The sequence below is a fragment of the Mucilaginibacter boryungensis genome (assembly GCF_015221995.1).
In the GTDB taxonomy this organism is placed as follows: Bacteria; Bacteroidota; Bacteroidia; order Sphingobacteriales; family Sphingobacteriaceae; genus Mucilaginibacter; species Mucilaginibacter boryungensis.
In genome coordinates, this window is the sequence record NZ_JADFFM010000001.1 from 2451771 (window position 1) to 2475294 (window position 23524).

At 43.9% G+C, this 23524-nt stretch carries 18 protein-coding genes and 1 tRNA gene; 5 read left to right on the forward strand and 14 right to left on the reverse strand.

The window, feature by feature from the left end; genetic code table 11:
* Nucleotides 1-73 precede the first annotated feature (73 nt).
* Genes yajC through IRJ18_RS10300 form a run of 4 tightly spaced genes read right to left on the reverse strand, consistent with a single transcriptional unit; the run spans nt 74 to nt 2931 of the window.
* Nucleotides 74-403, reverse strand: a complete 330-nt coding sequence (gene yajC / locus IRJ18_RS10285) for a preprotein translocase subunit YajC (protein ID WP_194106091.1) — start codon at nt 401-403, stop codon at nt 74-76.
* A 14-nt stretch (nt 404-417) separates the two neighbouring features.
* On the reverse strand, nt 418-843 hold the full coding sequence (locus IRJ18_RS10290; RefSeq protein WP_194106092.1) for a DUF1573 domain-containing protein: 426 nt from the start codon (nt 841-843) through the stop codon (nt 418-420).
* Between the two features lie 2 nt (nt 844-845).
* Nucleotides 846-1796 carry a transcription antitermination factor NusB gene (nusB, locus tag IRJ18_RS10295; protein ID WP_194106093.1) on the reverse strand — a complete coding sequence of 317 codons (951 nt, stop codon included), beginning with the start codon at nt 1794-1796 and terminating at the stop codon, nt 846-848.
* A gap of 46 nt (nt 1797-1842) precedes the next feature.
* A complete protein-coding gene (locus tag IRJ18_RS10300; protein ID WP_194106094.1) occupies nt 1843-2931 on the reverse strand; it encodes a Glu/Leu/Phe/Val family dehydrogenase in 1089 nt (362 codons plus the stop codon).
* 247 nt (nt 2932-3178) lie between these two features.
* On the opposite strand from IRJ18_RS10300, the gene IRJ18_RS10305 reads away from it, so the two are divergent.
* On the forward strand, nt 3179-4978 hold the full coding sequence (locus tag IRJ18_RS10305) for an ABC transporter ATP-binding protein (RefSeq protein ID WP_194106095.1): 1800 nt from the start codon (nt 3179-3181) through the stop codon (nt 4976-4978).
* A 270-nt stretch (nt 4979-5248) separates the two neighbouring features.
* On the forward strand, nt 5249-5584 hold the full coding sequence (locus tag IRJ18_RS10310) for a DUF3276 family protein (RefSeq protein ID WP_194106096.1): 336 nt from the start codon (nt 5249-5251) through the stop codon (nt 5582-5584).
* A gap of 313 nt (nt 5585-5897) precedes the next feature.
* Here the strand turns inward: IRJ18_RS10310 and mgtE are convergent, their stop codons facing one another.
* Nucleotides 5898-7271 carry a magnesium transporter gene (mgtE, locus tag IRJ18_RS10315; RefSeq protein WP_194106097.1) on the reverse strand — a complete coding sequence of 458 codons (1374 nt, stop codon included), beginning with the start codon at nt 7269-7271 and terminating at the stop codon, nt 5898-5900.
* 201 nt (nt 7272-7472) lie between these two features.
* Between mgtE and ychF the strand changes: the two genes are divergently transcribed.
* Complete coding sequence (ychF, locus tag IRJ18_RS10320) at nt 7473-8576, forward strand: redox-regulated ATPase YchF (protein WP_194106098.1); 1104 nt, start codon at nt 7473-7475, stop codon at nt 8574-8576.
* A 185-nt stretch (nt 8577-8761) separates the two neighbouring features.
* Here the strand turns inward: ychF and IRJ18_RS10325 are convergent, their stop codons facing one another.
* Complete coding sequence (locus tag IRJ18_RS10325) at nt 8762-9607, reverse strand: metallophosphoesterase family protein (RefSeq protein ID WP_194106099.1); 846 nt, start codon at nt 9605-9607, stop codon at nt 8762-8764.
* 12 nt (nt 9608-9619) lie between these two features.
* On the reverse strand, nt 9620-10459 hold the full coding sequence (locus IRJ18_RS10330; RefSeq protein ID WP_194106100.1) for a hypothetical protein: 840 nt from the start codon (nt 10457-10459) through the stop codon (nt 9620-9622).
* A gap of 148 nt (nt 10460-10607) precedes the next feature.
* Here IRJ18_RS10330 and IRJ18_RS10335 point away from each other — a divergent pair, with 148 nt between their 5' ends.
* Both IRJ18_RS10335 and IRJ18_RS10340 read left to right on the forward strand, forming a co-directional pair.
* Nucleotides 10608-11372 carry an SDR family NAD(P)-dependent oxidoreductase gene (locus tag IRJ18_RS10335; RefSeq protein ID WP_194106101.1) on the forward strand — a complete coding sequence of 255 codons (765 nt, stop codon included), beginning with the start codon at nt 10608-10610 and terminating at the stop codon, nt 11370-11372.
* Nucleotides 11373-11422: 50 nt separating this feature from the next.
* Nucleotides 11423-11494 (forward strand) — tRNA-Arg (locus IRJ18_RS10340).
* Nucleotides 11495-11592: 98 nt separating this feature from the next.
* Here the strand turns inward: IRJ18_RS10340 and IRJ18_RS10345 are convergent.
* The 7 genes from IRJ18_RS10345 to IRJ18_RS10375 form a co-directional block, all read right to left on the reverse strand.
* Entirely contained in the window at nt 11593-13020 is a 1428-nt protein-coding gene (locus tag IRJ18_RS10345; protein ID WP_194106102.1) for an MGH1-like glycoside hydrolase domain-containing protein, read from the reverse strand.
* Between the two features lie 15 nt (nt 13021-13035).
* Nucleotides 13036-15123, reverse strand: coding sequence for a glycoside hydrolase domain-containing protein (locus tag IRJ18_RS10350; RefSeq protein ID WP_194106103.1), 2088 nt, complete (start codon nt 15121-15123; stop codon nt 13036-13038).
* Between the two features lie 135 nt (nt 15124-15258).
* Nucleotides 15259-15945, reverse strand: coding sequence for an SGNH/GDSL hydrolase family protein (locus IRJ18_RS10355; RefSeq protein WP_194106104.1), 687 nt, complete (start codon nt 15943-15945; stop codon nt 15259-15261).
* Nucleotides 15946-16008: 63 nt separating this feature from the next.
* Nucleotides 16009-17802, reverse strand: coding sequence for a RagB/SusD family nutrient uptake outer membrane protein (locus IRJ18_RS10360; protein WP_194106105.1), 1794 nt, complete (start codon nt 17800-17802; stop codon nt 16009-16011).
* A 19-nt stretch (nt 17803-17821) separates the two neighbouring features.
* Entirely contained in the window at nt 17822-21280 is a 3459-nt protein-coding gene (locus IRJ18_RS10365) for a SusC/RagA family TonB-linked outer membrane protein (protein ID WP_194106106.1), read from the reverse strand.
* A 237-nt stretch (nt 21281-21517) separates the two neighbouring features.
* Nucleotides 21518-22711, reverse strand: a complete 1194-nt coding sequence (locus IRJ18_RS10370; protein WP_194106107.1) for a FecR family protein — start codon at nt 22709-22711, stop codon at nt 21518-21520.
* 163 nt (nt 22712-22874) lie between these two features.
* On the reverse strand, nt 22875-23435 hold the full coding sequence (locus IRJ18_RS10375) for an RNA polymerase sigma-70 factor (RefSeq protein WP_194106108.1): 561 nt from the start codon (nt 23433-23435) through the stop codon (nt 22875-22877).
* Nucleotides 23436-23524 lie beyond the last annotated feature (89 nt).

Below are 23524 nucleotides of genomic sequence, written 5' to 3' on the forward strand. Positions count from 1 at the left end.
TGTTAACCCATGTTTAAAATAAAATGCCGTTCAATTAAAAGCAATTGAACGGCATTTATATTTTGTTAGTATCTTACTTAGATACCGCCGGTGGTGTGTTCAATGCTTTTGAGGCCTCCAGCGATATAGCCGACTTATCGAATTTGATCTTTACATTGTTATCAACCTCAACTAAAAAATACAGATCGGTAATGGTGGCAATTTTACCATGTATACCGGCAGTGGTAACTACCTTATCCCCTATTTTCAGGTCCTCAACGTATTTCTTCTGATCTTTTTGCTTTTTAACCTGTGGGCGGATCATAAAAAAGTAAAATACCACTATGATCAATATCATGGGTACAATACTGCCAAAACTGCCTAAACCGCCGCCTGCGGCCTGTAATAAAACTGTTGCTATCATTATTGTTGTTTAAATTATTTTTTTGCCGGTTCTAATACCTCACCTACCAAATGCACAACCGTGGTGTTTGGTACGGTATTAGCCACTACGGTTATTTGCTTATCCTGCAAACCCGATTTACCTACACTGCTAAAGGTTACTTTTAGTGTACCGCTATCACCGGGTTTAATGGGGGTTTTAGGCCATTCGGGCTTGGTGCAGCCGCAAGTAGCGTAGCTATCGGTAATAATCAACGGCGATTTCCCTTCGTTCACAAACTTATACTCGTGCGTTACTTTATCGCCTTGTTTAATTTTGCCAAAGTCGAAAGCGTCATTATCAAATTTAATTTTAGCGGCATTCTCTGCCGTTGCTGCCGTTCCGTTAGCTGCTGTTTTGTTATTGCTGTTGCAGGCGCCTAATAAGCCAATTGCTAATATGCCTATAAAAACTTTTTTCATTTTTATTCTTCTATTAAACCACGACCAATCTTTTTTATCTTATTTTCTGCTTTAAGCTCCGATAAAATTTTGTCTAAGATACCGTTTATAAATGAATTACTTTTAGGCGTACTAAATTCTTTCGCTATCTCCAGGTATTCGTTTATGGTCACTTTTACCGGCACCGAGGGGAAATTTACAAATTCCGTAATCCCCATTTTCATCAACAGGGTATCCATCATGGCAATACGCTCCGGTTCCCAATTTTGGGTTTTAGAACTGATCAGTTCCTGGTAAGGCTGATCGTAACGGATAGCTTTTTCAAACAGGTCAACAATAAACTCGCGGTCTTCTACCCAATTGCCGGTTACTTCGGCCAGCTTATTCTGGGCAGGGTCATCATAAGCGAAATTTTTGAAGGTTTTAGCTATCAAGGCCTGCAACACATCCTTATCAACCGGCCAGAAAATGAATTTGTCTTCAAATACCTGTTCAGCCAGCGATGATTTCAGGATCACCTTTTTGAATATGAATTTGATGATATCCTTATCGGTTGATATGGTATCATCGGTTTTTTGAAGATACTGTTTGTACTCGTCCGAATTTTTAAGGATGTTGAATAAAGCGCGTGCCAGTTCGGGGTCAAAATCCCAGGCTATTTTATACTTTTTTACCGCGGCAATATATTCTTTGTTTTGTTTTAACGACGTGATAAACCTGTTTTCCAGTATTTTCAGGTTAGGTTTCAGGTCATCGGCTGTAGGCAGGTGTTTATTGGCCCTGTCTTCGGCATCGGTAGAAGCATAGTCAATTACTTCTGTGATAAGTGATAACATCCAAATATACATTTCATACACTTTATCAATGCTTTGTAAAAGCTGTTTTTCGTGGTACTTAATGTCTTTGGAGTCGGATTGATGATACGCGTAAAGCGATTGTAATACTTTTACCCTAAGGTGCCTTCTGTTTAACATGGTAAGAACGATTTTTAAGGATTAAATCCTTAGTATAATTAATTTATTAGTATGATGTTTTAATTTTCTTGATATCGGCTATTCTTTTCTCGGCAATTTTGTTTGCAGCCTCTACCGTAGGGATGTTTTCAACCTTAGATAACTTTAAGATGCTGCGTGTGGCATCGTAAATATTTTCGGTTAACTGCAATGTACGCTTACGGCTGAATCCCATCAATTCGCTGTAACAATTGATCAACCCGCCGGCGTTAATTACATAATCAGGTGCCAGTATTACGCCTTTATCCAGCAGCATGCGCCCATGCAGGGACTCATCTTCCAACTGGTTATTGGCCGATCCGGCTATAATAGCGCACTTTAGTTTTTTAATGGTACTGGTATTTATAGTACCCCCCATGGCGCATGGCGCATAAATATCAGCGTCGATATCAAAAATGTTATTATTTGAAACTGGTTGCGCGCCATATTTTTTTGAGATCTGCCCTACCCGTTCTTCGTTAATATCACTTACGTAAACCTTGGTGTTCTCATCGCGCAGCAAACGTACCAGCGTTTCGCCGACATGGCCAATGCCTTGTACAATTACCGACCGGCCAGCCAGGGTATCGTTACCAAAAGTTTCCTTTACACAGGCCTTTATACCCATAAATACGCCTTTGGCCGTAATTGGCGACGGGTCGCCACTACCGCCAATAGTTTCAGGATAGCCGGTAACGTGCTGTGTTTCCATGCGGATATATTCCATATCGCGCGGATTGGTACCCATATCTTCTGCTGTGATAAATTCGCCGTTTAAATTTTTTATAAAACGGCCAAATTTGCGCATTAGTGCCTCGGTCTTATCTTTTCGCGGATCGCCAATAATAACCGCGCTGCCCCCGCCCAGGTTTAACCCGGATACTGATGCTTTATAGGTCATGGTTTTAGAAAGGCGCAAAACATCGTTCAAGGCATCACGCTCGCTTTTATAGGCCCACATACGTGTGCCGCCTAAAGCCGGTCCTAAAGTAGTATCGTGAATAGCTATAATGGCTTTTAACCCGGTATCGGGGTCGTTACAAAACACAATTTTATGATGTCCGTAATCAGTAAGCTGACTGAAGATAGATAGATCGGTTGTGTTAGGTACGGGCATTATTTAGCTATGGCAGTATGTTCGTGACAAAAGTAGATGTTTTTTTGGTTTGAGCAAATGTTTTGTGTAGTCGGGAAGTCCGAAAGACGGAAAGTCCGGAAGATAGTTGTAAGTCTGAAAGACTGAAAGCCGGAAAATTGACATGTTACTGATTCATAAATATGTTTTCCATCCTATCACTTCCGGACTAATCCCTATCTTTGACTTACGGATTTCCGGTCTTTCCGACTTCCGGACTACATTACACATGAAAGACCTTGCATATCTAAACAAGTTTATCTGGAAATACCGCTGGTATTTACTGCCGGGTATATTGTTTGTGATCATTTCCAACATCTTCAGTGTATTACCGGCACAGGTAATCAGACTGGCGTTCGATCTGGTTACCGATAATATTGGTACCTATCATTTATTTGCCGGCTTTCAACAGCAAAGCAGCATTTATAGCGTTTTTAGCTATAGCTTGTTTTTATTTGGCGTTTTAGTACTTGTTTTAGCATTAATAAGCGGCGCTTTTTTATTCTTTATGCGGCAAACACTCATATTAATGTCGCGCCATATCGAATACGATTTAAAAAACGCTATTTATAAGCATTACCAGATATTATCCCTGGCCTTTTACCGCCGCCACAATACCGGCGACTTAATGAACCGCGCAACCGAGGATGTTACCCGTGTACGCATGTACCTTGGGCCCGGTATTATGTATACGTTGAATACCATAGTGCGCTTTGTACTGGTGATATACGCCATGCTTTCGGTAAATACCCGGCTGGCATTATTTTCTATTTTACCTATGCCTATACTGGTGTTTAGCATATATTATGTAAACAGTATTATAAACCATCGCAGCGAATTGATACAACAGCGTTTGTCATCACTTTCCAGCTTTGTTCAGGAGAATTTTTCGGGCATAAGGGTTATAAAATCGTACGTACGCGAGAAGTTTGTGCAACAAAGCTTTGCAACGGAAAGCGAGGGTTATAAAACGCAATCCATGTCGCTGGTGCAGGCGCAGGCTATGTTTTACCCACTAATGTTGCTACTGATTGGGGTTAGTAACGTAATTATTATTTACGTTGGCGGTGTTGAAGTAATGAAAGGCAACCTTACCCCCGGCAACGTGGCCGAGTTTGTGGTTTACCTGAACCAGTTGATGTTCCCGGTAATTGCATTGGGCTGGGTTACCTCGCTGATACAGCGTGCGGCGGCATCACAAAAACGCATTAACGAGTTTTTACATACTGAGCCGGAAATTGTATCTGTCAATCACGACCGGCGTAAGATAAGCGGGCAGATCACCTTTAATAATGTATCCTTTATTTATCCCGACACCGGTATACAGGCGCTTAAAAACGTGTCGTTTACAGTAAACCCCGGCGAAATGGTGGCTATTATTGGGCGCACGGGTTCGGGCAAATCAACCATTGCCAATCTTATTATGCGCATGTATGATTGCACCGGCGGTGAAATAACAATAGACCAGCAGCCCTTAAAACTGCAGGACCTGGAAAATTACCGCTCGCAAATTGGCTTTGTGCCCCAGGAGGTATTTTTATTCTCGGATACCATTGCCAATAATATTGCCTTTAGCGCAGATGTACTGGAGATGCCGCGTGTAGAACAAGCCGCCAAAGATGCAGCTGTGTATAATAATATTGCGGCGTTTGAAAAAGGTTTTGAAACCATGATAGGCGAACGTGGCATCACCCTATCCGGCGGCCAGAAACAGCGTGTATCTATTGCCCGCGCCATTGTTAAACAACCGCAGGTATTGATATTTGACGATTGCCTTTCGGCTGTAGATACCCGTACGGAAGAGGAGATATTAAACAACCTGGGGAATATTATGCAGGGCAAAACAAGTATTATTATTGCCCACCGCATATCAACCATAAAAAACGCCGATAAAATACTGGTACTTGAACAGGGCGAAATTATTGAACAAGGCACCCACGATAGCCTGATGGAATTAAAAGGCAGCTATTTTGAACTGTACGAAAAACAGTTACTGGAAGAAGCCGAAGAAGGAAATACTGCTGTTTAGCGTGGCAATTTAGCTACGTAGGTCACGTAGTTTTTCATAAAGGGCACAAAGCTGTTTTTTTGTTAGACCTTTAAGCTTAAATTAATACTTCCTGTCTCAATAAACTCTGTGCACTTAGTGGTTCCTTACGGTGTGCCCTCTGTGGTTAAATCGCCACTTCCATTTTCTAAAAAAATACATTAAAAAAACCCCGATAATATTTAAATTAATACTTGTATTTTGAAAAAATTTATATATTTATCCCAAACAAACTAAACAAACACTTATTATATGGGAGATTTTGACAATAGAGAGCGCGAAGAGGTTTTTTCAAAAAAGGTTAGAGCAGGTAAGCGCACCTACTTTTTTGATGTAAAGGCAACACGATCAAATGACTATTATGTTACCGTTACAGAAAGTAAAAAGCGTTTAGAGGACGGGGTTTTTGTAAAGCACAAAATTTTCCTGTATAAAGAAGATTTTGAAAAATTTGTAGAGGGGTTAAAAGATACCATCGACTACATTAAGGCAAACCAGGAAGTGGTTGAGAAACGCTATGAATACAGCGAAAACCACGAACCTGCCACTGTAAAAGCAGCCGACGAAGATTTTTCGTTCGAAGTATAATAGCCTAACCAGCTATAAACCACGAAGCCTTCCTGATCTCCTATCAGGAGGGTTTTTTTGTTATTTGCGGCTTTGATTATAATAGATAAGGCGGTGACGCTTCGTTTGTGATGCATCCAAGCAGTACGCTTGGGGCGGTGATAAGCTAATTACGCAGGGCCTTCTGCGAGAGACCCCCGCGAGGCCAGAAACATCCTCAATTTATGGTTTACACTTTTTAGGCTTTTGCGCCTATATTTTTAATTTAATTTATTGATTAACAATAGTTTAAAAAAATGTAAACCTTAAATTTTGTAAACCATGTAAACCATGATTACAACAATGTCCCCTTCATGATCATCACCGCTATGCTGAAGTAAATGATCAGCCCGGTAACATCAACCAGGGTAGCCACAAACGGCGCTGAAGAGGTAGCAGGGTCGGCACCCAGCTTCTTCAGGGCCAATGGCAGCATAGAGCCCGCTAACGATCCCCATAACACCACCCCTACCAATGCCGCCCCTACGGTAAGGCCCACTAAAGCCCAATGTGGGCCATAAATTGGCGAAAACATCGTCCAGATATAGATCCGCATAAAACCTATAACCCCAAGGGTTAAACCAAGCAATAAACCCGACAATAGCTCGCGGCGCATAACACGCCACCAATCGCGCACGGTAACTTCGCCCAAAGCCATCGCCTGGATAATTAATGTAGATGCCTGCGAACCACTGTTACCGCCGCTTGAGATAATTAACGGGATGAACAAAGCCAGCACTACCGCTTTTGCTATGGAATGTTCAAAAAAGCCCATAGCCGTAGCAGTAAGCATTTCGCCTAAAAACAGTATCACCAGCCAGCCTACACGCTTTTTAACCAGGCGGAACAGGTTAATATCCAGATAAGGTTCATCCAGTGCTTCAGTACCACCTATCTTCTGGATATCCTCGGTATATTCTTCGTTAGCAATCCAAAGGATATCGTCTACGGTAACTATACCCAGCATGATGTTATCATCGTCGGTTACCGGCAGGGCCACGCGGTTATTCATCCTAAACACATTAATGGCTTCCTGCTGCGGGTCTTTCACGTTCAGGGCAATCAGGCGGCTATCCATCAATGCGCTTACCTTGGTTTCGGGTTTAACTAATAATATCTCGCGGATACGGATATCATCCACTAAAACGCCTTTATCATCAATTACATAAAGCACATCAATAGTCTCCGAGTTTTTACCGTACCTGCGTATATGCGAAAGTACTTTGGTAACATCCCAATCCTGTTTAACCGTAATGTAATCGGGGGTCATTAAACGGCCAACGCTATCTTCTTCGTAACCTAATAACGAGAGTGCTTCTTTACGATCATTGGGCGGCAGGTGCAATATCAGGGTTTTAACGGCATCGCCATGCAATTCGCTAAACAGGGCGGTACGGTCGTCCGGCGGCAGTCCGTTAATTAAGCCTGCAATAGTGGTACCGGGAAGTTTTTTAATGATACGTTCCTGCGTAGGGAAATCGAGGATACGGAAAACGTTTACCGCGCGGTTAAGGGCTAACGCTTCGATAAACCTGGGGCCATGTTCGGGAAAATCATCTATCAGCTGTTCAACATCCGATATATTAAGATTGTTAAGATAATTGCTAAGCTTTTTTTCGTTGTTATCTTCAAGCAATAGCTCTACTTCTTCAAACATCTCTTTTTCCATATTTAGCCCCCGTATTTACATATTTATCACTTAGTTTTTAATGCCCTTTAAGCGCCCGCAAAAGTGCGTTTATTTTTTCAAAAAACAGGCAGTTTTTTCTGTTATCTTTGCGGCTTTTAAAAGAACCAGGAATCAAGAGTCAAGAAGAAAGACCATCCTGATTCCTGGTTCTTTAATCTTGATTCTTAATACTAATAATACATGGGACTACAATGTGGTATAGTGGGTTTGCCGAATGTGGGGAAATCAACTCTTTTTAATTGCTTATCAAACGCAAAAGCGCAGGCGGCCAACTTTCCGTTTTGCACAATAGAGCCCAATGTGGGTGTAATTACCGTTCCGGATGAACGCCTGACCAAACTTACCGAGATAGTACAACCTAAAAACGTTGTCCCTAACGTAATTGAGATTGTCGACATTGCCGGCCTGGTTAAAGGCGCCAGCAAAGGCGAAGGTTTGGGCAACCAGTTTTTGGCCAACATACGCGCTACCAACGCTATTTTACATGTGCTGCGCTGTTTTGATAACGACAACGTGATCCACGTTGATGGCTCAGTTGACCCGATACGCGATAAAGAGATCATTGATACGGAACTGCAACTGAAAGATCTTGATTCGATAGAGAAGAAGATCAGCAAGATTGAAAAGATGGCCAAGACCGGTGGCGATAAGGAAGCTAAAAAAGCTTTTGATGTGCTGACCATTTACAAGAACCATTTACTGGAAGGTAAATCGGCCCGTACCGCCCCTGTTACTGAAGAAGATAAGGAATACATTGCCGATATATGGCTGCTGACCGCTAAGCCGGTACTTTACGTTTGCAATGTGGACGAGGCATCGGTAAATACCGGCAATGCTTACGTTGAAAAAGTAAGGGCGGTAGCTAAAGAAGAAGGCGCTGAAGTGCTGGTGATCTCAGCACAGATAGAATCAGAAATTGCACAGCTGGAAAGTTACGAAGAACGCCAGATGTTTTTAGAAGACCTGGGCTTAACAGAATCGGGCGTGAACAAGCTAATTAAAGCTGCTTATAAGCTGCTTAACCTGGCTACTTACTTTACCGCGGGCGTGCAGGAAGTGCGTGCCTGGACTATCACCAAAGGTTTCACCGCGCCACAAGCTGCAGGCGTCATTCATACCGATTTTGAAAAAGGCTTTATCCGCGCCGAGGTAATTAAATACGATGATTTTGTGAAGTTCAACGGCGTTGAGGCCACAATAAAAGAGAACGGCAAAATGGGCATTGAAGGCAAAACCTACGTTGTGGAAGATGGCGATATTATGCACTTCAGGTTTAATGTGTAATAGTCGGAAAAACGGGAAGTCCGTAAGATAAATTTAAAAAGAAAGCACGTCTTATTAGACGTGCTTTCTTTTTATAAACCATCGTCATACTGAGCGGCAGCGAAGGATCACAAATAAGCAGAGTGGACTTTCCAATCGGGAATTCTTCGCTGACGTTCAGAATAACGCGATGGGGAGTTTTGTAATTACAGCTTATTCGCGTTCATCTTCGGGTTTTGGCTGGCGTTAACCTGGTAGGTGTTGATAGTATTATCCAAACCAACTTCAACCACGCGGTAACCTTTATATTCGGTGCCCCAGCTACCGCCAAAATGCGAATCGAACAGGTGAGGTAGCGTACCGGTATAACGCACACCATCCAGGGAATGGTCGTGCCCATGGAATACCGCTTTAATGTTAGGATAGCTGTGCAGCAATTCAATAATATCAGGGCATTCTATAAAAATAGCTTTTTCTTCAGGCATCCATATATGCGGTGGTACGTGCAGTATGGTAAATACAATTGGTTTGGCTTTAAATTTCTCAAATGAAGCCTTCAGAAAGTTGTAATCTGCAGGGATATACTTACCCTTTGTATCAGCGGTATTAGCGAATACAAGGCCTATATCACCTTTATCAACAGTATATTTATCCTCGTAGCCAAAAACATTTTTCCATACGGTAGCATCGGCCCAATCGTGGTTGCCGGGGATGGCATAATGCGGTACAGGTAATTTATCCAGGTATTTTGATTTCACTAAAGGCAACAAATCGGGGCGATTGTGCACTAGGTCGCCATTAACAATTACAAAATCCAAGTGGTTATGCTTATGCTCCTTGTGCATCCATTCCACCATATCGCTATAAAACTTATCACCGTCGGTATCGGGTTGTGCATAATGCCCGTCGGATACCAGTGCAAAGCGTAATTTATAGTTACTATCTGCTTTAGCGGATGGTACACCGCTTGCAAAAGTATTAATAGCCGGCAGCAGGTTCAGGCCAGCTACTCCTACAATAGTTGTTTTAATAAAACTTCTTCTGTTACTCATATTAGTTGATAATTAGCGTTGCAAATTAAAGGCGATCATAGCTTTAACCGTATAGCCGTTTTGTGAAGCCAGATTACCCACATCGCGAATAGCCGCCGAAGTTAATACCGAACTGCGCGTTGCATAAAACACCGGCCCGCCACATAATGAAAATGATAAACGGGAGCGTTCGGGCGCGATGTTGATGGAAGGGCCTATCAACAGCTTAGCGCCACCCTCTGCTTCGTCAGTTTCCCAAAAACCTTCCAGGTCCTGCCCTACCGCTTCTATACCGGCAAAAAACGATTTTGCTATACGATGCTGAAAACCAATACTGGTGATCAGATCGATACCATCACGCGATTTGGAGAACGCCTTCTCAAATTTCATGTTTCCGCCCAGCCGCCAATTGTTTGCGTCGAAAGCAGCGGTAACACGGCTGAATATAGCTGCCGTGTTAGAAAAATCGCGATTGGCGCCCAAGCCCACACCAAACCGTGCGCCCAACGCCTGCCTGCCGCCAACAAAATCACGTATCACTTCGGCTTGCTGCGCGCTGGTAACGCCACCCGCATTGGCAAAACCAAGGTCGGCATTGGCATACAACGTAAGCCGGTTGCCTAAATACCCTTTAACAGATACTTGCTGATCGACACCATCGTATCCAAACGCTCCGCTGGCACGCTCGCCATAACTGCCTGTATAATTAATATTCCATTTGGGCTGGTTCTGCGTAAGCGTATTAACCGAGAACATAAAAGGTTGCACAGCCATGGTTGCTGCACCCGGTTTAATATCAGGCTTAGTTTGCGCAGTCGCCAATGTACTGGCAAGCATTGTAATAATTGCGTTGATAAAAAGATGCTTTTTCATTAGTATTAGGTAGATTGTTTTTGGTAAATATGCAGTGCTAATATAAGAAGCTTGTTAATTAAACATTAACAAATTGAAACATATTTATAACATTAAATAAAATAAACAGCGACAAACGAAACCAAAAACAATTAAAGCCAAATTTAAAATGACTTTTGATTTCACAAACAAAAACGTGCTGATAACCGGTGGGACGCGTGGTATTGGCCTGGCGGCATCAAAACTTTTTGCAGCATCAGGCGGTAATGTGATCATGACCTATCGGAGCGACAGGACTTCGGCAGAAAGTGCTTTGAAAGAGTTAGGTAACGGCAACCATAGTATTTTTCAATTAGATGTTAGCAACGCTGCTGCTATTAAACATTTTTTTTCGGCCTATACTGCTAAATATAATAAGCTAGATATCCTGGTAAATAATGCAGGTGTTTATCTTGAGCATAAAATACTGGAAACAGATTATGAGGCCTGGCAACACAATTGGGAGCAAACTATAGCAGCCAATTTAACCGGCCCGGCTAATATGTGTTATTTTGCCGCCCGGTTAATGAGGGAAGCAGGTACAGGCAAAATTATTAATATATCGTCACGCGGGGCATTCCGTGGCGAACCTGAGCATCCTGCTTATGGCGCAAGCAAGGCAGGCTTAAATGCTATGAGCCAGTCGTTAGCGATCGCCCTGGCGCCGCACAACATCAGTGTACATATTATAGCGCCGGGTTTTGTAGAAACCGAAATGGCTGCTGAGATACTAAATGGCCCAATCGGTCAATCTATTAAAAGTCAAAGCGGGTTTAACCGCGTAGCCAAACCCGAAGAAGTGGCCCGGCTGATAGCCGTATATGCCAGCGAGGGCCTTGAATTTACCAGTGGGGGTATTGTTGATATTAATGGCGCATCGTATTTGCGCAGTTAGTGAAAAATGGGCGGCAGGTTTGAATCAATTTTATATATTTGCCGGTAATTGCTCCCGTAGTTCAACGGATAGAATTATGGTTTCCGGTACCATCGATATGAGTTCGAATCTCGTCGGGAGCACAAGTACTTTTATAAGTATCTGAAATTCAGATACTTATAAAATTTGTAAGTTTCGAAAGCAGCCCCATTTTGACAACAAGTTTCAGGACAATCTTGTTTTAATTAAGATGAACAGTAATATGCTGTGCGCCTGTAGCTGCAGCGCTTATTAGAAGTTCTTTCCGCTGTTTACCGTTTATCTCAAATGAGGAAATATGGCTGCCGCTACCTTTCACCGTAATATTGACAATGGCCTTTCTGTACGGTATACCTTTAATGGTTAAGTAGTGGATGTCCCCTGGTAAGTAAGGCGCGAATCGTAAGCCGTCAGGGTCGAATTTAGCGCCTAATAACCCATTAAAAACCATGCGTAAATAAGCTGTAGCCGACCATGTCTGGTTTTTGAAGGATTGCCAGTGTATATCAGCGGGGGTTTTTCTCCGCTGCCAGCCACCATCTGGGATACCCGAATCAGCATTATATATTTCCCTGAAATTATAATTCCCCTTGTCTTCATCCAGTGCAAGGTGTGTCAGGTTATTTAATTCCCTATCGAACACTTCATAGTTCTTTATTTTTTGTGCTGCATCTGCGAAAAAGCCGTTCACCATTGGCCAAATTACCGTATTATGTCTGCCCGGTTTTTTAGAGTCGTACCTGGCAAAAGACGGTGCAATGGAAGGGATACCATGCGTCGATGTGATGCTCTTGCTCATCAAAGCAGCAGCTTGCCTTTTATCGACTATGCCGAACAGAATGGAGAAGGAAACGCCAAGGCCTTCCTGAGATTTATCGACTTTTCCTTCACCGTCAACGAGGTAATATAATTTGTGCTCCTGGTCATTATATAGATATTTCAATATTTGTGCTTTTAAATTCTGGGCCTTTTGTTCATACCAGTCTTTTTTGCCATCTTTCAGGATACCGCTCATAGCGGCCAGCGCCTGATAAGCGCCATAGTAAATTGCATTGGTACTTAAACATTTGATGGTTTTCGAACGGGGATGATCCAACACAAAAGAGGATTGATTGTTACTATCATAAACGGATTCAGGATAGCCGGCTATACCATCATTGAATACCGATGGCCCCATAAAAAGTCCATATTTTTCATCGAAAGTGATCTGCTCAAGATCTCTCATACTGTTTGCGGCGCACCTATAGGCCGTTTTTAAGAAGACCCGATCACCGGTAACCTGGTAATGGTTGAAGGCTGCAACGGTCCAGATGATCTTATCCCAATACTGATGACCAATAGAATCTTTATTTATCGTAACACTCCAGAGAGAGTTTTCGGCAACCTTAGGCCTTAGTAAACTTACCCCGTTCCATGAATTAATGGCAATATCGCGGGTCCATTCCCCACCGTAGTCCCCGCCCGCAGCCAGGATACCTCGCCTTACGTTAATATCAACGGTATTGACTGCCAATTTGAAAGCGTCAATAAGTGCTGCGTTATCCGAGCTGATCTTTTGGCCGTTTGAGATCATCGGCCTCGCTATGATCAGGGTGGTTATGCCGATCAATAATATATTTCGTATGTTCATATGTTATAGTTTTTATTATTTATTTTCAAGTTGGCTGGTCCAGGTTTCAGGGAGCGCATCCATGACAGGGACCGGTGAGGCTGTGATTGTCAGTTTACCACCAGCGCTAATTTCCTGGTGAGTGATATAGTTACGACGGAGAATCTTGCCGTTCAGTGTTGCTTTTTGTATGTATTTATAATTTGGTGCAGAATTTTCAACTTCGATCTCAAACGTTTTACCGTCCTGCAGATGAAGTTTTACTGTTTTCATTAATGGGACATTCAGGTAGTAGACCGGCCAGCCCGGACATGCCGGAGAAAAACCACACGCGGCCAGCACATACCAGGCAGACATTGCGCCAGCATCATCGTCCATGGTACGGATATAGGCCTTGGGTTCGTTTTTGTAAACTCTGTCTACGAACGGATCGATACCTTTACTGTTATCGTTGAAATAATACTGGATCACTGTATCCGCGGCGAAACGATGCATCAGTTCCTGGGATTTCCAGGGCTGACCAGCCGCGTTGAACATCAGTGGTGCCTGTAAGTCGGGCTCGTTCGCGTGGTTATAAAGGTCGTCGCCAAAGAACTGGTCAAGCTGAGCCGTGAAAGCAGGCATGTCGCCCGTCAAACCGATCAATCCCCTCACGTCGAACGGAACGAACCAGCGGTATTGCCAGATCGTCCCTTGATAAAGGTCCCTGGCCGGTATTCTGTCTACGTCGTTCGCCTTCATGTTCTTGAAATCCTTTTCCCAGTACTTTTTGTATTCAAGAGCCTTTAGCCTGTACTTTTCACTGAGATCATCTTTTTTAATGATCGTTAAGATTTCTGAAAGCGCCCAGGTATCATAGCTCGACTCCAAAGCTTTATCGGGCTTGGAAAAGTCAAGGTGATCGACCTCCCTGATCAGCGAGTCAATGATTTTATCGAACTTGACAGGATAACCTTTTCTATAAGCATCCAGTAAAACAACAATGGTATGTTCTGTCCTCACCGTATTCGTCGGTTCGGTTTGGGTAGCATAATCCTGTTTCCCAGAAATGTAGAGACTGGCTAAAGAGCTGACCATTCCGCTATACTTTTCGGGCCAGGCCACCGACAACAGTGGCAGCTGTGTCCGGTAGTTATCCCACACGGCCCAGCCATTATACCTTACTTCGGTGCTTTTATCCACCTTGCCATCTGTGCCGCGGAAAACACCGTCACTTTCAGAGATCTGATAAGGAGATTGCAGCGTCCGGTAGAGCAAGGAATAAAAAAGCCGTGTACGGTCCGGGGCTCCGGTTACCGTGAACCGGCCCAGCATCGTATTCCAGGCATCACGCGTGTCTTTCCTGAGCTGATCGAATGTCCCACGGAATATGGACGACCGGGCATACCCCGTATTCACTGATGACATGCCCACCCGGATCTCGGCAGGAGCGGACGCGGCTGTAAAAGTACCCACCAACTTATGTTTAGGTTTGTCTTTCCACTGGATAAGCTGACTGAACTCAATGTAGTAGTATATTTTATAGGTACCGACGCTGCAGGTTGTGCGGGCCTCGACCCAGCCGCTAAGCGTATTTCCGGTGGTCACATGTTCTTCAGCGACAAATTTATTGGCAAGGGTGTGGGCAAGGTCGATGTAATAACCACTGTTGCCTGCAGGGAAAGTATAACGGTGCATCCCTGTTTTCTGACCCGCGGTCATCTCGGCAATGACCTTATTAGTGAACGAGACCTTATAGTAACCCGGTGAGCCGGATTGAGCGATCTTGATCAGGTCCTTATCCACATCCTCACCAACAAATGGTTTGATCAGGATATTCCCGCCGCTGCCACGGCAGCCTACGCCTTCCATTCGGTTATGGGTGAACCCCAAGAAGCGTTTAGCTTCATATTCATAACCCGTATGCGTGTTCGGATACGTTTGCGGACCGATACTCAGCATACTTAAAGGATAGGATGCCGCTGGTGACATCTGACCATGGTCGCCTGACGTTCCTAAAAAAACGTTAACATTAGCTGAGAGGTCAGGTGTGGGGTTTCCCTTTGTGCCTGTTGCATGCTGGGCATCGGCCAGATTAAGGCTTAAGGTGAAGATAATGGACAAATAATAGTGGTTTGTTTTCATATATTGATTGGTTATTTTCTATCCTTTGCCGCTTGCGCTGGTTCTGCCAGTAATATTTCCGTTCCGCTGGGCACGGTCGTAATAGATGTTATTGTACAATGCTTTCTGAGATCAATTGGTTATTAGATCACCGGATCAAAGCAGCTTTTCAAGAACTGGCTGGATAATTCCTTCCATCACTGTGTAACCAGCTTTGTTGGGATGTACACCATCTTCCGTATAACCGGCCTTCATGCCTTTTTCCTCATTGACCATCGCTTGATAATAATCCACATACGCGAAACGATGTTCTTGTGCATAGGCCTTGATCCAGGCATTTAGCTTGATAATAGGCTCAGCGGGTTCGAGATCAGGTTTCCAGGGAAATTTATTGGCAGGCAATACAGAACATAAAACAACTTTGATGTGATTGGCCTTGGCGAGTTCACACATGGAGCTGATATTATCTGCTATCATTTCCAATGTGGACGGCCCTTTATTACCGGCAATGTCATTTGTACCGCAAAGGAGTACTACTGCTTTTGGCTTTAAATTGATCACATCCTGCCTGAACCTGATCAACATTTGCGGCGAAACCTGGCCACTGATACCCCGGCCTGCATAGTGGTGGCCCGAAAAGAAATCAGGGGAAGACTTTAACCAAAAGTCGGTAATGGAATCACCCATGTAAACCACGTTGATCGTGGAATCCTTAACCTGCTCGTTAGCAGTTTGATATCGTTTCAGGTTAGGCCAGTCCTGGGCCTTCACAGAAAGGCCAGTCAATAAACCGGCCATAAGTACAAAAACAGTTAATTTATATCCAAAGAAATTGTATTTCATAGGATTTGTAGATCTTTTTATAAAGTGGCCGGTTTTGGGCCGGCCACTTAAATTCACATTTAATTACCAGCCCGGGTTTTGACCAAGCTTAGGATTGACCTGCAGGTCGGCCTGCGGGATCGGATATAGATAATACTTATCATCCCATACGCGCGGCACGGTAGTGAGCCAGGTAAGTTCGCCGAAGGTGTCATTTGCTAAGCGTTGAGCGTTTGGCGCCCCGCTGACGGTTGCGGCTACGTTTACGTATGTTACGCCGGAAATGGTTGTAGCGGGTTTTACCTGATAGAACAAGACATCCTGTACACCATCCTCATTCAGATCCATCGGGGTGTTCAGCGCTGGTACATAAAACCCATTCCATATCTGTTCCATTAACTTCCCGCGTTTCCATCTTGCCAGATCAGAGAACCTGAACCCTTCCATGGCCAGTTCTATGCCTCTTTCACGGCGTACTTCGAGAATGACCGGATCGCTGATGCCCGGGAAATAGTTGGCCTGCAAATAAGGGTCGGCTACAGTCGGCTTCACTGTGGTAGTCGCGCCGGTAATACCGGCTCTCCTCCGCAAAGCACCGATGGTAGAATTCCAGTCCGCATCAGTCAGGGTACCTAGCTCAGCTTTTGCTTCGGCGTAGTTCAGCAATACTTCTGCGTAACGCATTAAAACCAACGAGTTTGTATTACGGGCGCCGCCGTCCATCGAGGCGTCATCGATCGTAAATTTGATCGGCATATAACCGGTATAAGTATAAGAGAACACTGGTGGTGCAGGCTGCTGTACCCCACCATTCACGCGGGTCAGATTACCCATTCGGATGGTTTGTTGTAAACGCATATCCCGGTTTTTAACTTCCTGAGGGAAGGTCATGGTCTGGTACCCGGCCTTGTTGGTAAACGGCGTGCCATCGATATTTAAATAAGTGTTGATGAATGTACGGATAAAGCTCAACCTGGCTCCGTAGGTGCCGCTGGTATAATACCAGTTCGCATCGTTAAGGATAGATAATGCCGGATCTACGATATCTGCTAAAATTGTTTCAGACGGTACCACTGCCTGATTATTGAAAAGATTCCGGTATGCTTTATCAGTTCCCCCGGCCGTATTTAAACTGAAGCCGCCACTGGTCATCACCTGTTGAGCTGCAGTAGCAGCTGCGGTTAATAAAGTATTAGCCGAGCTTTGCTGGTTCAATTCCGTATGGTATTTCCTATAAGTACCCTCAAATAAACCAACACGGGATTTGAAAGCCAGCGCAGTGTTCTTGGTGATCAGGCTGCGAGTGTTATCACTAGTGGTGATATGTGCCGCGGCATAATCCAGATCGGCCATTACAGAATCAATAACCAGGGTTCTTGAATCGCGGGCGGCATACAAACCTGGATCATCCACATCAAATGGTTTATTGATCCAGGGCACATCGCCAAAACGTTTTATTTTCTCGAAATAAAACCACCCCCTGAAAAAACGCGCGATTCCAATATAGTTTTCGCGAACGGCCTTTGGTACTGCCGGATCATTGCAATTCACTATAAAATAGTTGATGTTGCGCAGATCGCCCCATGACCAGCCTGAACTGTTTTGAGGCCCATAGGCGCCTGCCCTGATAAAATCGGGCACCGCAGTACGGGCAAAATAGTCGCACATCTCATCGCCGCGGATGACGGCGCTTGTGGTCGGTAAAATATTATAAAAAGAGGTGGTGTACAGCTCAAGTCCGGCCTGGCTACCGAAAACGGCTGCCTTATTTGCGGTAGCCTGTGGCTGTTGATCCAATTTTTTGCAACCCATGCCAATACTGCTGATCAGCAATATTAACAGAACCGGCTTGATTGTATTTTTATAGTTTGTCGTCATATCGATTCTTTTTTAATTGTTAAAATGTTGCAGTTAACCCTAAGGAGATAGTCTTCAATATCGGGTAGTTATTGCCGTTACCGACGGTTCCGTCGGTTAAGATCCGGTCTGAGCCATCAATGCTTTCGGGATCAAAGTCCTTAGTGTATTTAAACATCGGTGACCAGGTCAGCAGGTTCTCACCCGACACGAAAATCCGGGTATCTTTCAAGCCGATCCTTCGGATTAGGCTTATTGGAAGATGATAGCCGAACTGAATATTTTTCAACCGGATATAAGCGGCATTCAACAAATACTTGGTTTGATTATTAGACAATTCATTGGTTCCCGCGGCTTTATAACCTGCAAATCGGGGGAAATAAGCATCCGGATTATCTGGTGACCACATCTTGTCCAGGGTATTAACAACCCCTTTGAAATAAGGCGAGGCGTACTGGCCCCAGAAATACCCGGATGTAGGACCAGGATACCAATCCCGTTTACCTACCCCCTGGATAAATGCGCCTACAAAAAAGTTTTTCCAGTCAGCATTCAAGCTAAAGCCAAACAAGTAATGCGCCAGCGAGTTACCGATGATCTTACGGTCCCCTGGATTACTTACCGTATTGGTACCAGCATCGATTACGCCGTTGCCATCCAGATCGGTATATTTGATGTCGCCTGGAGCAATCGCGCCGGTATTGGAAGCTTTAACCAGGATCTGCTTGGGTGAATTGGCAATATCCTGTGCGTCTTTAAAATAGCCATTGTTTACATAACCCCACATTTCGCCCAGCTTCATACCAACGTAATAATCAGAAAGCAGACCGTTAGGGTTATTGTACTTGGTGATCACCGCATTAAAGTCGGAAACCGTTGCTCTGAAACTATAGGTAACAGGAGAACCAGACAGGTTAAAGCGATCATGCCAAGAAGCTGATATCTCCCAGCCGGTAGTTTTCAGATCTGCGTAATTGCCTTTGGGTGAACCGGTACCAAAAACCGCGGGAAGCGTTAAACCAACGGTAAACATGTTGATGGTTTTACGCGTATAGGCATCACCGGTGATCGAAAGTTTTCCGTTAAACAAACCAAGGTCCACACCCAGGTTTTGTGTTTGCGAGGTTTCCCAGGTCAAACCCGTAGGTAGTACCCCTGGCGCAGAGGTAGCCTGCGGACGAACACCGTTCAATATCCGCCCGGACTGGCTGATGTTGAATTGCTCCTGGAAGGCATAAGAGCCTATACTGCCATTACCCAGGGAGCCATAGGAACCACGGAACTTAAGATCGGAAATAATTTTTGGAGAGATATTCCAGAAAGGTTCACTGGAAACACGCCACCCGGCAGACACAGATGGGAAAAAGGCATAGCGCTGGTTAGATGGAAATTTGGAAGAGCCATCATAACGGCCATTTGCTTCTACCAGGTACCGGCCTTTATAATCGTAATTCAATCGATAAAAGCCACCTATGACATTCCATCTGTCCCAGCCACCGGCAGTAATGATCGATTGCCCCAAAGCCAGGTTGATATTATTCGCATCCGGGTAGGCCAGACCATTTCTTTGAACACCGGTATACTGGGCGGTCGATTGCTCGTAATTGAAGCCGGCAAGGACTTTAACGTGGTGTGAGCCTGTCCATTTCGGTTCATACTCACTATAAATATTCGACACAAGGTATTGTGTAGGCCGGATTTGTATATTCAGGTCGTTCGTTGTCGTTCCGAGATATTCTGTAACGCCTTGAAAACGGCTATAAGGAACCGGCACCCTTTTGGTGGTTTGGGTATTATTGGTATTCTGAAATGTGAAATCCCCTTCTATCCTTAGTTGATCTTGAATGAATCGGGCGTCAAATCCGGTGGTGTTACGAAATACAATGTTGTTGTAGTCTATGCCGTTTTTCCCATAGGCAAAATCGCCGACCGTATATGCTCCAGACCAGGTCAGCGTGCCATCAGGATTATAAAGCGGCGCCATCGTATGCCCCTCTGCTTCCAGGTTAACCCAAATGCCACCGCCCTCACCAACATTAAGCGGATTATGATATTTCATTTGGGAATAATCTGCGTTATTATATATCTTCAACCAGGGAGCGACCTGAAATGAGCCTTTTGCCCGGAAGTTGTCGATCGAATAGTCGTCCGAATTATACCTGAATAAGCCGCCCTGATTGTAAACCCGACCGGTTAACAGGAAATCTGCCTTTCCGTTATTGCCTGATATAGACAAATTGTGATCGCTGGCAACATTGTGGTCCTTATAAAGCAGCTTCAACCAGTCGGTGTTATCATAATAAACATATTCACCTGTACTCAACACATCTACTTTAGGTAAGCTGGGGTCCGCATCCCTTTTTTGCAGTTCTGCCAGATAAGCAGCAGAAAACTTGATCGTTTTATTAATATTTTGAGGCGTTACCGAATTACCATACCAGGCCGTATAAGCATCATTGAACATTTTGGCAAATTGATAACCATTATTAACCAGTTTTGGAATGGTTGTAGGACTTTTAATAGATTGGTCAAAAGAATAGGTCACACTTATCTTGTCTTTTGTCGGGCTTTTGGTGGTGATCAGCACAACTCCAAACGCTGCCCTGGCACCGTAAATGGCGGAGGAGGCAGCATCTTTCAGTATGGATACACTTTCCACATCATTTGGATTAATGCGGCTTGGGTCACCCTCGACACCGTCAATTAAAACCAGTGAATTTCCGCCTTGGCCAATGGATGTGGTTCCCCTGATGTTGAAAGTAGGGGCCTGAATGGGTTTGCCATCTTTGGGCACCAGGTTCAGGCCCGGTAACAGACCTTGCATCACCTGGTTTAGATTGGAGGCTGACCTGTTTTCGAACGATTTTGCAGTGATCTGATCAACTGCACCGGTAAGGTTGACTTTCTTTTGAGTTCCATAACCTACAACGACGATGTCAGAAAGGTCGGTGGACGCTAGCTTAAGGTTTAATATAGCTGGCACATTACCTGCTGAGATCTCCCGTGTCTGATAACCCACAAAGCTGAATACCAGGATGGTTTCCTGATTGGGAACATCTGTTAAAAATGTACCGTTTGTATCGGTAGTTGTGCCAATGGTTGTCCCTTTGATCCTAACGTTGACACCCGGCAACGGGGAACCAGTTTCATCTACCACTTTGCCAGCAATTTTGATTAAAGCGTTGATAGCTGGGGTGTTTGGGCCTTCCTTTTCTTTGATCAGGATCAACTCGCCCTGGATTTCATAGCTTAAAGGCTGGTCCTTTAAATAGGTATCCAACACCTCTGTGAGTGTAGCATTTTTAAAATTAACATCTTTAACTGCGATATTTTTAATCTTGTTGGCCGAGACCAGCACATTAAAATTCGTTTGTTTTCTTATCTCCTGAATGATCTGCTCGAAAGAGGTTTTCCGATGCACATAATTTATCTTCTGAGCTAAAGTTTCTGCCCGAGCTTGTAATAAGACCGCAAAAAGTAATATAAAAGATAGTTTCATAATACGGAGATAGTTATCATAGCGGCCTTTTGGTGCACAAAAAAAGCATGTATAATTTTTATACATTTGTATTCTGGTTTACGTGAAAAAATTTGTTTCTAGCAATTTTTAGAATAACCAGGTTTTCAAGCGGAGGTGCTGGAAACACCTTCGCTTTATTTTTAGGCTGGCAATTCTTCTACAGTGTACCCTCAGGTTGAATTTGGTTTCTTCATCTTCATAATTGATTTGGTTTAATTAATTATTGGTTTGTTTGTTGGTTTGCTTGGGTAAAACCAAAATGGCTTTATTTTTAATCTCAAATCTCACATCTCCGGTAATCTCCAGCATTTTAAGGACTTGGGAAACATTTGAATAACGCGTCATTCCCCCTAAATACGATTCATGAATTGGCTGATTTTTAGGATAGATAATATCCACATCATACCAGCGCGATATTTTGCGCATAACACTTTCTAAGGATTCTTTATTGAACAGGAAAAGGTCGTTTTTCCAGGCAATGGCCTCATCCACATTGGCAGCCACGACCTTAACGCCGGCCGTGGTAATGCCGCTGTAATTGATTGCCTGTTGTCCCGGTTTTAATATGGTTACTTGTCCGGATTTGGTCAGGCTAATGCTTCCATCAATCAGCGTTGTTTTGATAACAGGTTCATCATCGTAAGCATTGATATTGAAACTGGTGCCCAGATCTTCAACGATCTGGCCTTTAACACCAACCCTGAAAGGTTTACTGGCGTTATGTACTACTTCAAAATATACTTGTCCGGTAATCTCCACTTTTCGTTCAGCACCATTGAAAGCGACCGGGTAGCGGATAGACGACGCTGCATCCAAAATGGCGGTCGTACCGTCAGCAAGTATCAATTTGTATTTACCGCCCCGTGGCGTTTCAACGGTATTATATAACGAAGCGTTATCGGTTGTTTTCTCTGGCTGATCATCTGAGTATCTTAATTGCCCCTCAGCGTTTTTAGCAATTACTACAGCACCCTGGCGGGCGAGCAGGCCGTTTTTAGCACCAGTTAATTGTACCTTTTCGCCATTAGCCAGGGTGAGTATAGCTTTACTCCCACCGGGACGTATGTCCCCGATAAGCTGTGCCGTTTGAGGCTGTTGTTCCGGTTTCGGACGGAGGATAAAATAAGCGCTGGCAGAAAGTACCAGTAATGCTGAAGCGGCTACACTTATTCTGGCCCATAACTTCCTTGTCTTACTTTTTGCTGGGAGAATGCTTGTTTCCGCGTGGATACGTGCCAGGATTTGTTGACGGTGTTCCTCTTTTGATAATGAAGTCTCCACCATGATTGGTTCAGATTCTTCCTTGGAAAACCATTGGTCAAACTCTTGTTGTTCAGTTACAGAAGCTGTACCCTTCAGATAATTCCGGGCTATTTTCTGCATTCTTTTATTGATCCGTGGTGTGGCCATTTTCTGGTTCTTTTATTACAAGTACCATCAGCCCGCTCAATCCCGCAAAAAAATGTAAAAAAATCAATAAATATAGATCGATGTCCGAAAAAAAATCCTGGAAGATTCATTATTCCAGCATGCTGAGTATATAAAAAGCTTGAAGATTACATGGAATGGAAACTTATAGCAAAAACAGGCTCATAAAGTCACCCAGTTCGATACGCAGTTTGCGCCGGGCACGTAAAAGGTGCGCATCTACCGCCTTTTCAGATAAGTTAAGCTGGGTAGCTATTTCCTTGTAGGTCTTATCCTCGTTTCTTAATTGATAGATCAGCCTGCAGGTTTCCGGTAGCTGGCTGACCAATTCTTCTAAACGGCCTCTGATCTCGTCGAACTCCAAATGACCTTGGGTGGAATCATCCAAAAGATCGTGGGCCAGGTCAATACTTACCATACGGACCGATGATTGCCTGGCTAATACTTTCAGCACCCGGTATTTGACCGATACAAATAAATAATTGGAAAAATTGCCTTTTATCTCAAGGGTCTCGCGGCGTTTCCAGAGGGAAACAAAAACATCTTGTACAATATTTTCCGCCTCCATCAAATCGCCCGTCTTATGATAGGCCAGATCAAGTACCTTATCCCAATAACGATTATACAACACCTCGAATGCAGCTGCATCACTCTCCTTCACAAAAGCAAGCAGTTCAACATCATCATTAGTTTGTAGCGGGCGCACGGTTTATAAAAAGAAATTTAAAGCTATTAATATTTCTTCAAATAACGCAACCTATTATGAATTAAATATTAAGACTTGGTAATATTTGA